The organism is Ruegeria sp. D1(2025) (genome assembly GCF_056536425.1).
On the sequence record NZ_JBQFPO010000005.1, the window covers coordinates 267636 to 281278 of the forward strand.

13 protein-coding genes are annotated in these 13643 nt (G+C 60.8%); 4 read left to right on the forward strand and 9 right to left on the reverse strand.

From position 1 onward, the window contains the following. Nucleotides 1–118: 118 nt before the first annotated feature. The 4 genes from ACR1XU_RS14465 to ACR1XU_RS14480 are packed head-to-tail and all read left to right on the forward strand — an operon-like array spanning nucleotide 119 to nucleotide 3024. Entirely contained in the window at nucleotides 119–796 is a 678-nt protein-coding gene (locus ACR1XU_RS14465) for a cell division ATP-binding protein FtsE (RefSeq protein WP_480904839.1), read from the forward strand. Further along, nucleotides 793–1692: a cell division protein FtsX gene (locus ACR1XU_RS14470; RefSeq protein WP_480904734.1), complete on the forward strand. Its 900-nt coding sequence runs from the start codon at nucleotides 793–795 to the stop codon at nucleotides 1690–1692. The genes ACR1XU_RS14465 and ACR1XU_RS14470 overlap by 4 nt, the downstream gene beginning before the upstream one ends. Then, nucleotides 1692–2432 carry a lysophospholipid acyltransferase family protein gene (locus ACR1XU_RS14475; RefSeq protein WP_480904737.1) on the forward strand — a complete coding sequence of 247 codons (741 nt, stop codon included), beginning with the start codon at nucleotides 1692–1694 and terminating at the stop codon, nucleotides 2430–2432. Before ACR1XU_RS14470 ends, ACR1XU_RS14475 begins: the two co-directional genes overlap by 1 nt. Next, nucleotides 2419–3024, forward strand: coding sequence for a pyridoxamine 5'-phosphate oxidase family protein (locus ACR1XU_RS14480; RefSeq protein WP_480813097.1), 606 nt, complete (start codon nucleotides 2419–2421; stop codon nucleotides 3022–3024). The genes ACR1XU_RS14475 and ACR1XU_RS14480 overlap by 14 nt, the downstream gene beginning before the upstream one ends. A gap of 137 nt (nucleotides 3025–3161) precedes the next feature. Here the strand turns inward: ACR1XU_RS14480 and lpdA are convergent, their stop codons facing one another. From lpdA to sucC, 9 genes are all read right to left on the reverse strand, one after another. Beyond that, the gene (lpdA, locus tag ACR1XU_RS14485; RefSeq protein ID WP_480904740.1) at nucleotides 3162–4550 is read right to left on the reverse strand and encodes a dihydrolipoyl dehydrogenase; all 1389 of its coding nucleotides are present in this window, start codon (nucleotides 4548–4550) and stop codon (nucleotides 3162–3164) included. A gap of 74 nt (nucleotides 4551–4624) precedes the next feature. Further along, a complete protein-coding gene (locus ACR1XU_RS14490; RefSeq protein WP_480904742.1) occupies nucleotides 4625–4894 on the reverse strand; it encodes a hypothetical protein in 270 nt (89 codons plus the stop codon). Nucleotides 4895–4896: 2 nt separating this feature from the next. After that, nucleotides 4897–6414: a 2-oxoglutarate dehydrogenase complex dihydrolipoyllysine-residue succinyltransferase gene (gene odhB / locus ACR1XU_RS14495; protein ID WP_480904745.1), complete on the reverse strand. Its 1518-nt coding sequence runs from the start codon at nucleotides 6412–6414 to the stop codon at nucleotides 4897–4899. 3 nt (nucleotides 6415–6417) lie between these two features. Then, complete coding sequence (locus tag ACR1XU_RS14500) at nucleotides 6418–9375, reverse strand: 2-oxoglutarate dehydrogenase E1 component (protein WP_480904748.1); 2958 nt, start codon at nucleotides 9373–9375, stop codon at nucleotides 6418–6420. Then, on the reverse strand, nucleotides 9372–9911 hold the full coding sequence (locus tag ACR1XU_RS14505) for a DUF805 domain-containing protein (RefSeq protein ID WP_480904751.1): 540 nt from the start codon (nucleotides 9909–9911) through the stop codon (nucleotides 9372–9374). Before ACR1XU_RS14505 ends, ACR1XU_RS14500 begins: the two co-directional genes overlap by 4 nt. Before the next feature lie 206 nt (nucleotides 9912–10117). Next, entirely contained in the window at nucleotides 10118–10999 is an 882-nt protein-coding gene (gene sucD / locus ACR1XU_RS14510; RefSeq protein ID WP_170350627.1) for a succinate--CoA ligase subunit alpha, read from the reverse strand. Between the two features lie 19 nt (nucleotides 11000–11018). Further along, entirely contained in the window at nucleotides 11019–11540 is a 522-nt protein-coding gene (locus ACR1XU_RS14515; RefSeq protein WP_480904754.1) for a hypothetical protein, read from the reverse strand. Nucleotides 11541–11559: 19 nt separating this feature from the next. Then, nucleotides 11560–12228: a class I SAM-dependent methyltransferase gene (locus tag ACR1XU_RS14520; RefSeq protein ID WP_480904757.1), complete on the reverse strand. Its 669-nt coding sequence runs from the start codon at nucleotides 12226–12228 to the stop codon at nucleotides 11560–11562. A 42-nt stretch (nucleotides 12229–12270) separates the two neighbouring features. After that, entirely contained in the window at nucleotides 12271–13464 is a 1194-nt protein-coding gene (sucC, locus tag ACR1XU_RS14525) for an ADP-forming succinate--CoA ligase subunit beta (RefSeq protein WP_480904760.1), read from the reverse strand. Between the last annotated feature and the right edge of the window lie 179 nt (nucleotides 13465–13643).

A 13643-nucleotide genomic window follows, 5' to 3' on the forward strand; every position in this document is an offset into this window, starting at 1 on the left:
GCAAAGGGCGATTTCGGTTTCACGGGTCAAGTGTCACCAAATCGACCCGGTGCAGGCATTGAAACCGCAACCGCGCTCGGGCAAGAAGAGCGGCAGAAAAAACCTGGGGGCGCACCTTGTGATCGAGCTGGAGAATGTCAGCTACACCTATGGCGGCGGCGAACTGCTGAGCGACGTGTCGATTCAGTTGCCGCCGGGGTCCTTCCATTTCCTGACCGGTCCCTCGGGTGCGGGCAAGACCACGTTCCTCAAACTATGCTACGGCGCTCTGTTGCCGACATCCGGTCGTCTCAGCGCGTTTGACAGCGATATTGCCCGGCTGGACCGCGACCAGATGGCCCTGTTGCGCCGCCGGATCGGCGTGGTTCATCAGGATTGCCAGTTTCTCGACCACATGACACTGGCGGAAAACGTGGCCCTGCCGCTGATGGTTTCGGGGCGGGCCGAAACGGCCGAACAGGACAACCTGACAGAACTGCTGAGCTGGGTCGGGCTTGGATCAAGGCTTGAGGCGCATCCGCCGGAACTGTCGGGCGGCGAACGCCAGCGCGCCGCGCTGGCCCGCGCGGTGATCCTGTCGCCGGATGTGGTGCTGGCGGATGAACCCACCGGCAATGTGGACTGGGAAATGTCGCAGCGCCTGCTGCGCCTGCTGGTCGAACTGAACCGGATGGGCAAAACGGTGCTGATCGCGACCCATGACCTCAGCCTAATCCGCGCCGCCAAAAGCCAGGTACAGGCGCGTGTTCTGCGGATCTCGCAGCGCAAGCTGCAGCTCGCGGGGGCCGATCTATGAGCAATGGCACCATCCGCAACCTGCTGTCGCGCGACAAACGCGCCGACCGGGTGGTTCCGCCCACAGGGTATACCGCGCATCTGACCCTGTTCGTGTCGGGCGCGATGGGATTTCTGGCGGTATTTGCGCTGGCCCTGTCGCTGGCTTCGGGCCGCGTGGCGGATCGCTGGGCGTCGGAACTGGCCGGTGCCGCCACCTTGCGCATCAACGCCCCTGCCGGACAGCTTGCGGCCCAGACCGAAGCCGCCCTGACCGTCCTTGGCCAGACCCCTGGAGTCGCCTCGGCCCGCGCCTTGACGGATCAGGAACAGGCCGCTCTGCTATCGCCATGGTTCGGACCCGATCTGCCACTGGACACTCTGCCCGTGCCGCAACTGATCGAGATTATCGAAGGCGAGCCGGGGCTGGATGCCGCCGGGCTGCGCCTCCGACTGAGCGCCGAGGTACCTGGCGCGGTTCTGGATGACCACACACGCTGGCGCGAACCGCTGGTTGACGCGGCCATGTCCGTGCGGCGACTGGGCTGGATTTCCATTTTGCTGATCGGTGGTGCAACCGCCGCAATGATCACGCTGGCTGCCAACGCCTCGCTGGCTGCCAACGCCCGGATCATCGAGGTCCTACGCCAGGTCGGTGCCCGCGACCGTTTCATCGCCGGAGCCTTCGTTCGCCGCTTTACCTATCGGGCGCTTCTGGGGGCCGGGATTGGAACCTTGTTTGGAATGATCGGCGTGTCACTGCTGCCCGAAACCTCGGATGCGGGCGGGTTTCTGACCGGGCTCGGCTTTCAGGGGGCAGGATGGTTGCTGCCAGCCGTCATCCCGCTTCTGGGCGCTATGGTTGCGTTCTTCGCGACCTGGAGCGCCGCCCGCAGAAAACTAAAGGAGCTTTCCTGATGCGAACAGGTTTTCAATGGATTCGCTCTTTGATCTTCATGATCACAATCTATGCGTGGATGCTGATCCTTGGCATTGTCTTCGCGCCCTATGCCCTGTTCACCAAACGCGGCGCATTGCAGGCCTGCAAGACCTACGCCCGCAGCACGATCTGGATGGCCCGCTGGATGGTCGGCATCCGCTGCGAGGTGCGCGGATCACCCCCCCATGACGAAGTCGTCATCGGCGCCAAGCACCAGTCCTTCCTCGACATCATCATGATCTTCAGTGCCATCCCCCACGGCAAGTTCATCATGAAACAAGAGCTTCTGTGGACCCCGATCATTGGCATGTATGCCCGCCGCTTGGGGTGCATTCCGGTCAACCGCGGCAAAAGGGGCGCGGCCGTAGCGAAGATGGTCAAGGATGTCGCAAAGGAATTCACCGAACCCGGACAGCTGGTGATCTATCCGCAAGGCACCCGTGTCGCGCCGGGCGTTCAGAAACCATACAAGGTCGGAACCGCGGTGCTATATGAAGGTCTCGGGTTCCCATGTGTTCCGGTAGCCACCAATGCGGGCGTTTTCTGGCCCCGCTCCGGGATCATGCGCAAGCCCGGCCTTGCAATTGTCGATTTCCTGGATCCGATCGAACCGGGCGTGGCCCGGGACGAATTTCTGGACCGGCTGGAACAGGAAATCGAGACGCGGTCGAACAGTCTGATGCGGGAAGTGGGGTTTGATCCGGATGGAGTTCATTGACGACATAGCCGCGCTTGAGGCGCTTTACGGCAAACCCGGCGCGCCGTCCTTGCGCAAGGTGGTGCGCCATCTGACACCGCTTTACCGGAAATGGATCATGGCTTCACGCCTTTGTATTCTCAGCACGGTGGGCCCCGAAGGTGTCGATGGCAGCCCGCGTGGCGATGATGGTCCCGTGGTGCTGGAGCTTGACGCCAAAACTCTGGCGCTTCCGGATTGGCGTGGAAACAACAGGCTGGATTCCTTGCGCAATATCGTCCGCGACCCGCGCGTTTCGCTGATGTTCATGGTGCCGGGGTCGAACAACGTCGTTCGGCTGAACGGCACCGCGCGCCTGACCGCAGACACCGGAATGCGTGACCGGTTCGAGAAACACGGAAAGACCCCGGCAACCGTCATCGTCATCGAGATTGACGAAATCTACACCCAATGCGCCCGTGCCCTGATGAGGGCCGGAACTTGGGCAGGCAGGGACGAGAGCACCGATCTGCCAACGATCGGTGAAATGCTGGCCGAAGCGTCAGATGGCGAGGAAGGTGGCGCGGACTACGATCGTGAATGGGGCGCCCGCGCGGCAAAAACCATGTGGTAACGGGGGCTTTGCCCCCGCCGCGCGACTCCCCGGGATACTTTCGGCCAGATGAAGAGCGGATCCGAACTTCATCTGGCCCCAAATATCCCGGAGCGCGAGGCGGAGCCTCGCATCCTTTGGTTCGGGCTGGTGGATCCCTACGAGTGTATCGGACCGTCGCCACAGGCCAGTGCTGCTTCGCGTACTGCTTCGGAATAGGTGGGGTGGGCATGGCAGGTCAGGGCCAGATCTTCGGCCGAGGCACCAAACTCCATCGCCACGCAGACCTCGTGGATCAAATCGCCGGCAGCCGGGCCGATGATATGCGCGCCCAGAATTCGGTCCGTGTCCTTGTCGGCGAGGATTTTGACAAATCCATCGGCGGCAAAATTCGCCTTGGCGCGGCCATTTCCCATGAACATGAATTTGCCGACCTTGTAGGCGCGGCCCTGTTCCTTGAGGGTCGCTTCGGTCTCGCCCACATTGGCCACCTCGGGCCAGGTGTAGATCACGCCGGGAATGACACCATAATTGACGTGCCCATGCTTGCCTGCAACCTGCTCGGCGGCGGCCATGCCTTCGTCTTCGGCCTTGTGTGCCAGCATCGGGCCTTCGGTCACGTCACCGATGGCATAGATCCCCGGCACATTGGTCTGCCAGTCGGCCCCAACCTTGATCTGGCCACGCGGCGTCATCTCAACACCTAGCGCATCCAGTCCCAATCCGTCCGAGTACGGCTTGCGCCCGGTGGCGACCAGCACGGTATCGGTTTCGATCACGTGTTCGCTGTCGTCCTTGAGCAGCTTGTAGGTCACCTTGGCTTTGGTCTTGGTGGCTTCGGTCTTCTGGACTGCCGCCCCCATGACGAATTTCAGGCCCTGTTTCTTGAGGATGCGCTGGAAGGTCTTCTGCACTTCGGGGTCCATACCCGGCGTGATTTCCTTGAGGAATTCGATCACCGTCACCTCGGCCCCCAGGCGGCTGTAGACCGAACCCAGTTCCAGCCCTATCACGCCGGCGCCGATGACGACCATCTTCTTCGGAATTTTGCCCAGCGACAGTGCCCCTGTCGATGTCACGACGACCTTTTCATCGACCTCGACACCCGGCAGAGCAGACGGTTCGGAGCCGGAGGCGATGATGATGTTCTTGGCCTCATGCACCTCATCACCCACCTTGACCTGACCGGCAGCGGGGATCGAACCCCATCCCTTCAGCCAGTCGATCTTGTTCTTCTTGAACAGGAACTCGATGCCCTTGGTGTTGCCCTCGATCACCTCGTCCTTGTAGGCCTGCATCTGTTTCCAGTCGACAGAGGGGCTTTTGCCCTTCAAGCCCATCTTGGCAAAGTTATGCTCGGCCTCGTGCAGCTGATGGCTGGCATGCAGCAGTGCCTTCGACGGAATGCAGCCCACATTCAGGCAGGTACCGCCCAGCGTCTCTCGCCCTTCGACCACGGCGGTCTTCAGACCCAACTGGGCACAGCGAATGGCGCAGACATAGCCGCCGGGTCCGGCGCCGATAACGATGACATCATAATTTGCCATAATACTCTCCTAAATCGACCGGATGGTCCGGTGGCCGCACGACCCGGCATCGGCGGGTCGGGGCATGTTCGTCCTTAGACGGGTTCCAACAGCTTGATCGTGATATGGGCAATGCCGCCGCGCTCGTGATGCATGGCCAGTTCCTCGGATCCGAAAAAATCCCTCGCCTTGTCCAAATCTAGAACCTCGAACATCGCTATTGCATGGTCCTTCTGATCCGGGTCGCGCCAGACATGCAGGTCGCGGATACCCGCGGCCTTGCGCATCGGCTTGTCCTCGCGGAACACTTTCAGCCAGGCATCGAAATCGGCCACATCGGCCTGCCAGAGTACATGTGTCGCCATGATTACAGATCCATAAGCAGGCGGCGCGGATCTTCCAGCGCCTCTTTTACACGTACAAGGAAGGTCACGGCGCCTTTGCCGTCAACGATCCGGTGATCGTAGGACAGCGCCAGATACATCATCGGGCGGATCTTGATCTCACCATTGATGACCATCGGACGATCCTGGATCTTGTGCATGCCCAGAATACCCGACTGCGGGGGGTTCAGGATCGGCGACGACATTAGCGAGCCATACACACCACCGTTCGAGATGGTGAAGGTGCCGCCCTGCATTTCGGCCATCGACAGCTTGCCGTCACGGGCGCGCTTGCCCTTTTCGGCGATGGCTTTTTCGATCGCGGCAAAGGACATGCTGTCAGCATCACGGATGACCGGAACAACCAGACCTTGAGGCGTACCGGCGGCAACCCCCATGTGCACGAAGTTCTTGTAGACGATATCGGTGCCGTCGATCTCGGCGTTGACTTCCGGAACCTCTTTCAGCGCGTGGCAGCAGGCCTTGGTGAAGAAGGACATGAAGCCAAGCCGCACACCGTGCTTCTTCTCGAACTGCTCCTTGTACTGGTTGCGCAGGGCCATCACCTCGGTCATGTCCACCTCGTTATAGGTGGTCAGGATCGCGGCGGTGTTCTGTGCATCCTTCAGGCGCTTGGCGATGGTCTGGCGCAGACGGGTCATGCGCACGCGCTCCTCGCGGGCCTCGTCCTCGGCGGCAACCGGTGCGCGCGGAGCCTGGGCAGCGGGGGCGGGCACAGCCGCCGCAGGCGCTGGGGCTGAAGCCGCTGCAACAGCTTTTGCCACGTCTTCCTTCATGATGCGGCCATCGCGGCCCGTGCCCGTGACCTGATCGGAGGACAGACCGGCCTCGGCCATCGCCTTTTCGGCGGACGGCGCGTTTGCAACATCCTTGCTAGCGCTGGCCGCCGCCGGAGCAGCCGCAGCGGCAGCAACAGCTGGTGCGGGCGCCGCGCCAGCGGCCGCACCCGAGATCACCGCCAATTTCGCGGTAGCATCAACAGTCGACCCTTCGGGCGCCACGATTTCGGCCAGAACGCCGGCTGCCGGGGCCGGGACCTCGACAGACACCTTGTCGGTCTCCAGCTCACACAGCATCTCGTCCTGCGCAACGCTGTCACCAACCTGCTTGAACCAGGTGGATACGGTTGCTTCTGTAACGGACTCGCCCAAAGTCGGGACCATCACGTCGACGCTGCCTCCGGATGCTGCCGGTGCTGCCGCCGGAGCCGGGGCGGCCGCAGCCGGCGCAGGGGCGGCGCCTTCACCGGCGGTAATGGTGGCCAGCAGGGCGTTCACGCCAACCGTTTCACCCTCTGCCGCTACAATCTCGCCCATCACACCTGCGGCGGGCGAAGGTACTTCAACTGTCACCTTGTCGGTTTCCAGTTCACACAGCATCTCGTCCACTGCCACGGCGTCGCCGGGTTTTTTGAACCATGTTGCGACCGTGGCTTCTGTGACGGATTCGCCAAGCGTGGGAACACGAACTTCAATCGTCATCGCTTACTTTCCTTCAATGCTCAGCGCTTCGTTCACGAGCGCCTCTTGTTGGGCTTTGTGTTGGCTGGCCAGACCCGTCGCGGGCGAGGCCGAGGTTGCGCGACCGGCATAGACCGGGCGGGTGTGTTTTGCGCCGATACGGGTCAGCACCCATTCGATATTGGGTTCGATAAAGGACCAGGCGCCCTGGTTTTTGGGTTCTTCCTGACACCAGACCATTTCGGCACCCTTGAAGCGCTCAAGCTCGTTGATCAGCGAATGCGCCGGGAACGGGTAATACTGCTCGATCCGCATCAGATAGACGTCATCAATGCCGCGTGCGTCGCGTTCCTCCAGCAGGTCGAAGTAGACCTTGCCGGAACACATGACGACGCGTTTGATCTTGTCATCGGCAACCAGCTTGGTGTCCGAATTACCCTTCTGCGCGTCGTCCCACAGCACCCGGTGGAAGCTTGAGCCGGTAGTGAAATCCTCGGCTGTGCTGACCGCCAGCTTGTGGCGCAGCAGCGACTTGGGCGTCACCAGGATCAGCGGCTTGCGGAAGGTTCGGTGCAGCTGACGGCGCAGGATGTGGAAGTAGTTCGCAGGCGTCGTACAGTTGGCCACGATCCAGTTGTCCTGACCGCACATCTGCAAGAACCGCTCCAGACGGGCCGAGCTGTGTTCAGGTCCCTGACCTTCGAACCCATGCGGCAGCAGCGTGACCAGACCGGACATTCGCAGCCATTTGCTTTCGCCCGAGCTGATGAACTGGTCGAACATGATCTGCGCACCGTTGGCAAAGTCACCAAACTGCGCCTCCCAAAGAACCAGTGCGTTGGGTTCCGCCAGCGAATAACCGTATTCGAAACCCAGAACCGCGTATTCGGACAGCATCGAGTCAATCACGTCATATTGCGACTGGCCCGCGCGAATATGGTTCAGCGGGTAATAACGCTCTTCGGTTTCCTGGTGGACGAAACCCGAGTGGCGCTGGCTGAACGTGCCGCGCGTCGCGTCCTGACCTGCCAGTCGCACCGGGTAGCCCTCGGTCAGCAACGATCCGAAGGCCAGCGCCTCGCCCGTGGCCCAGTCGAACCCCTGACCCGACTCGAACATCTGTTTCTTGTGATCCAGCAGACGACCCACGGTCTTGTGCAGGGCAAAGCCCTCGGGCGCACGGGTCAGCGCACCTCCGATTTCGCTCAGCGTTTCGGGTGAGATGGCCGTCTCGCCGCGCATGTATTCTTCTTTGTTCTTGTCCAGATGAGACCAGCGCCCGTCCAGCCAGTCGGCCTTGTTTGGTTTATAGTCCTTTCCGGCTTCGAACTCGTTGTTCAGATGCGCCTGGAAGGCCGCCTTCATGTCCTCGATCTCGCCCTCGGGGATCAGGCCGTCCTTGACCAGCCGCTCGGTATAAAGCGACAGCGTGGTCTTATGCGTCTTGATCTTCTTGTACATGATCGGGTTGGTGAACATGGGCTCGTCGCCCTCGTTGTGCCCGAACCGGCGATAGCAGAAGATGTCGATGACCACGTCCTTGTGGAACTTCTGACGGAACTCGGTTGCCACCTTGGCGGCATGTACCACGGCCTCTGGGTCGTCGCCATTCACGTGGAAGATCGGTGCCTCGACCATCAGCGCGATATCGGTGGGATAGGGGCTGGAGCGCGAGAAGTGCGGCGCGGTCGTGAAACCGATCTGGTTGTTCACGACGATGTGCATGGTGCCGCCGGTCTTGTGCCCGCGCAGACCCGACAGACCGAACCCTTCGGCGACAACACCCTGACCGGCAAAGGCCGCATCGCCATGCAGCAGAATGGCCATCACCTTGGTGCGGTCGGTGTCGTTCAACTGATCCTGCTTGGCGCGGACCTTCCCCAGAACCACCGGGTTCACCGCCTCAAGGTGCGATGGGTTGGCGGTCAGCGACAGGTGCACCGAGTTGCCATCGAACTCGCGGTCGCTGGACGCGCCGAGGTGGTATTTCACGTCGCCCGAACCGTCCACGTCCTCGGGCTTGAAACTGCCGCCCTGGAACTCGTTGAAGATGGCGCGATAGGGCTTGCCCATCACGTTGGCCAGAATGTTCAGACGGCCCCGGTGCGGCATCCCGATCACGATATCGCTCAGACCCAGCGCGCCGCCGCGCTTGATGATCTGTTCCATCGCGGGGATCAGCGCCTCCCCGCCGTCCAGACCGAACCGTTTGGTGCCCATGTATTTGACGTGCAGGAACTTTTCGAACCCTTCTGCCTCGACCATCTTGTTCAGGATCGCCTTGCGGCCTTCCTTGGTGAAGGCGATCTCCTTGCCGTATCCCTCGATCCGTTCCTTCAACCATGCGGCCTCTTCCGGGTCAGAGATATGCATGTATTGCAGCGCGAAGGTGCCGCAATAGGTCCGCTTCACGATCTCGACGATCTGACGCATGCTGGCCATCTGCAGGCCCAGAACGTTGTCGATGAAGATCGGACGGTCCATGTCGGCATCGGTAAAGCCGTAGGTCCTTGGGTCCAGCTCGGGGTGGTTGCTGGCTGCGCGCATGCCAAGCGGGTCCAGATCGGCGGCCAGGTGGCCCCGGATACGATAGGCCCGGATCAGCATCAGCGCCCGCAGGCTGTCCAGCACCGCGCGCTTGATCTGATCGTCGCTGACCTCGACACCTTTGGCCGCAGCCTTGTCCTTGATCTTCTTGCCTGCCGCCTTGGCGTCGATCTCGGCCCATTCGCCGGTCAGCGCACCCGTCAGGTCATCCGCCGGCACCGGCGGCCAGTCCGTGCGTGCCCAGGATGGCCCCTCCGCTTCTTTCTGCACATCCGGCGCGTCGTCGCCCATGGCTTTGAAGAACTCGGCCCAGGCGGCATCCACCGCACCGGGGTTCTTGGTGTACTGGGCGTAAAGCTGCTCCAGATATTCGGCATTATGCCCCTGCATGAAGCTCGAGGCATGAAAGGCTGAGTTGGGCGAATGTTCGGTCATTGGGCTACCTCATATGGGTTGGGACCGTATTGGTTGGTGCCTGGCTGGCTGGGGCGGGTCAGCCACCACAGCACCAGAAGGGGCGACACAAAGAGAACAAGCAGTGTCGGAATGACGATCAGCAGCGTGGCACGTGTCAGCAGAATATCCATCGTACCACCGTGGAACTGGCTGGCGAGGCCGATGCCAAAGATCAGAACCGCAAACGCGCCCACGATCAGCAGGATCGGCAGCAGGGCATAAAGCCCACTGCGCCCTGTGTCGTGCATCCGGCGGAACGCCACGGCCAGATGCGGAAAGAATACGATCAGGCCGACAATGCTCTGCACAGGCTGCCGGGACGTGGCGGCGACGGACTTGACCTCATCGCTTTCGCTGACAGCGACCTGAGTGAAGAACTGCCAGTCGATGATCCCGGCAATGATGTTCCAGATCACGATGAACAGGAAAAAGAACCAGTATTCGGGCCTAGAGGCACGCCCCGAGAAGGTGAGGAACTTGGAGAAGCAGGTGCGGACGGCGTCGGAGAAGGTCATGGGCTTTCCGACCATCGAGTTACGAACCGACCATCGGCAGCGGACGCAGCCTTGGATTGAGCGACTGTTGCAGCCAATATCGCGACGAATGGAATTGCCCAAGTAGCAAATTTTCGCGGCAAAAAGATAGGAACATCGGGCGGGCGTTTTTCGCCCACCCGTTTTTCGGGCGCTGCCCTCAGAGCATATGCCCGGTTCTTGTTCATTTACCCAATCGCTTCCAGCACAGCCTCACCCAGCTGCGCCGGGCTTTCGGCCACGACGATTCCGGCCGAGCGCATGGCTTCGATCTTGTCCTCGGCACCGCCTTTGCCACCGGCGACGATCGCGCCCGCGTGGCCCATGCGACGGCCCGGAGGGGCTGTGCGGCCTGCGATGAAACCGGCGGTTGGCTTCTTGCGGCCTTTCTTGGCCTCATCCGCCAGGAACTGCGCGGCTTCTTCTTCGGCCGAGCCACCGATCTCACCGATCATGATGATCGACTCGGTCTCGTCATCGGCCAGGAACCATTCCAGCACGTCGATATGCTCGGTGCCTTTGATTGGGTCGCCGCCGATGCCCACACAGGTAGACTGGCCCAGACCCACATCGGTGGTCTGTTTGACGGCCTCATAGGTCAGCGTGCCCGAGCGCGACACAACACCGACCGATCCGCGCTTGTGGATGTGGCCGGGCATAATGCCGATCTTGCAGGCGTCGGGCGTGATGACACCGGGGCAGTTCGGGCCGATCAGGCGCGAGCTTGAGCCTTCCAGCGCGCGTTTCACCTTCATCATGTCCAGAACCGGGATGCCTTCGGTGATGCAGACGATCACTTCCATCTCGGCATCGATGGCTTCGAGGATCGAGTCGGCTGCAAACGGCGGCGGCACATAGATCACGCTGGCATTGGCTTCGGTCACATGCTTGGCCTCGTGGACCGAGTTGAACACGGGCAGGTCAAGATGGGTCATCCCGCCTTTGCCCGGGGTCACACCGCCGACCATCTTGGTGCCATAGGCGATGGCCTGCTCAGAGTGGAATGTGCCCTGCGAGCCGGTGAAGCCCTGACAGATGACCTTGGTGTTTTCGTCGATGAGGACTGCCATTTACTTTCCTTTGTTCCTGCTAGCCGGGATAGGTCATAGAGACGCGCACAGTGCCCGGAGTTTCATATCTGTGGTTGTTCTGGATGGTTGAGAGTTCGATGATCAACGGCAAGCCGCCCTCCAATGAGATATGCCAGCTTGTCGGGCTGAACTGCTCAGTCGTCGGAAAATACTGGTAAAGCGTTCGGCCCACGATCGCCGCCATGTCCGCCTGATTCAGATGGGTTGTATACACAGTGCAAAGACCGGCGGGGCGGCTGGTATCGTCCACCTCAGCATGCGCCGTGTTTGCGGGTGCGTCGAAGTAGTGGCTGCTGCCCCGATGAATGCCGTATTCGTTCACGCCGCGATCCACCTTGCGATAGGTGAACCCCGCTGCCGGAAAGGCCTGCGCGGCCTGCGCCCGACGGAACATCACCTCGACGCACCAATAGGTCAGGCCGGTGACATTGGCCTGCGCCGCATCACGCAGCGTTACGCCCTGCTGCGCCAGAACCGGTTGCGCCAGCGTCAAAAGCGATATGAATGCCCAACGGATCATGACAGGGTTTCAGCGCCTTTCATGACGCACCTCTGTGCCGCTCAAGGGCGGCGATGACCTGTTCGCGTAACCAAATCCCCAATGACCGCTGGTTCTGCCCCGCCGGGCTTTGCAGATACTCGGGGTCCAGGTTGATCTCGCCTGTTTCCGAAATGGTCTCAACGGGGTCTTCGAAATTAAATGGCGCGGCGCAGGGGTTGAACCTTTGAAAGCCAGCATTGGCTCTTAGCCTTCCATTGACGGGAACGTAATGCATTGTGGTCAACAGGTAGGGTGTCCCGCTTCGCACGAAATTTTCGAAGAAGGCCCAGCGCAGCCACCATTTCAGGTGAAACAGGCAATCCCGGCACATCATCAGGTCGACCCGGGGCAACGGATCGGACGTGATGTCCAGATGCATGAAGGAACGACCCGGTGCCCCGTGCCGGGCTTTGACCGCGTCAACCACCTCAAGCGAGATATCCCCGCCGGTATAGTCGATGCCCGTCAGATCCACATGCTGCATCCATGTCCAGTCACCACAGGGCGCATCAAGAAATGTCCGGACCCGATACCTCTCAAAGATCCCGGGCAGTGCCGCGCGCAGCGGAGCCGTCGCCTCAAGCGTCGAACCCTGACCCGAGCGCGGCCCCTTACGGCGCCCCGCCCAGCTCAAGTTTTCAAACGCGTTTCTCAGACCGCTGCGCATCCCGGATGTCCTATCAGCCCCTGTAGTTGAACCTTCCCGAGCTTACCCCTTGACCGCCTTCACGATCTTCTCGGCACCGTCTTTCAGGTTGTCTGCCGCAATCACATCCAGGCCGGAGGAGTTGATGATCTCTTTGCCCTTCTCGACATTCGTGCCTTCCAGGCGCACGACCAGCGGAACTTTCAGGCCGACCTCTTTCACAGCCGCGACAACGCCCTCGGCAATTACGTCACAGCGCATGATGCCGCCGAAGATGTTGACCAGAATGCCTTTTACGTTCGGATCGCTGGTGATGATCTTGAACGCTTCGGTTACTTTCTCTTTGGTCGCACCACCGCCAACGTCCAGGAAGTTGGCAGGCTCGGCCCCATAGAGCTTGATGATGTCCATCGTTGCCATCGCCAGACCGGCACCGTTGACCATGCAGCCGATCTCACCATCCAGCGCGATGTAGTTCAGGTCGTATTTCGACGCTTCCAGTTCCTTGGGATCTTCCTCGGTCGTGTCGCGCAGTTCGGCGATATCGGGGTGGCGGTAGACCGCATTGCCGTCAAAGCCGACCTTGGCGTCCAGCACCTTGAGGTCGCCCTTGTCCGAGATGATCAGCGGGTTGATCTCCAGCATCTCCATGTCCTTCTCGACGAAGGCATTGTAGAGCTGGTTCATCAGCTTGACGCATTGCTTGACCTGCGCGCCTTCCAGACCCAGCGAGAAAGCGATGCGGCGGCCGTGATAGGCCTGATAGCCGGTTGCCGGATCAACTGAGAACGACAGGATTTTCTCGGGTGTGGCTGCGGCCACTTCCTCGATGTCCATGCCGCCTTCGGTCGAGCATACGAACGAGATGCGGCTGGTCTGGCGGTCCACCAGCAGGGCCAGGTACAGTTCACGCTCGATGCCCGAACCGGCTTCTATATAGATGCGGTTGACCTGCTTGCCTGCCGGGCCGGTCTGATGGGTCACCAGTGTGCGGCCCAGCATCTTCTTGGCTTCTTCGGCGGCTTCCTCAACCGACTTGGTCAGACGGACGCCGCCCTTTTCGCCGGCATCGGCTTCCTTGAAGGAGCCCTTGCCGCGCCCGCCCGCATGGATCTGTGCCTTGACGACCCAAAGCGGTCCATCCAGTTCACCGGCTGCGGTTTTGGCTTCCTCGGCGCGCAGAACCGCGCGACCCTCGGAGACCGGAGCGCCATAGCTGCGAAGAAGAGCCTTGGCCTGATATTCGTGAATGTTCATCGAAACTGTCCCGTCTGACTACGATTAAACCGTTATAGGGGGGTCTAAGGGACAAGTTTAAAGGGTTTTTTGATGGGGGTGGGGAAATTAGCGAAGATTTTTCGGATTTGTGATCACGGCGTTTTATCGTGTGATCACAAAATTCAGTCGCCGTCGTCATTGATTCGAAAAATCTTTGG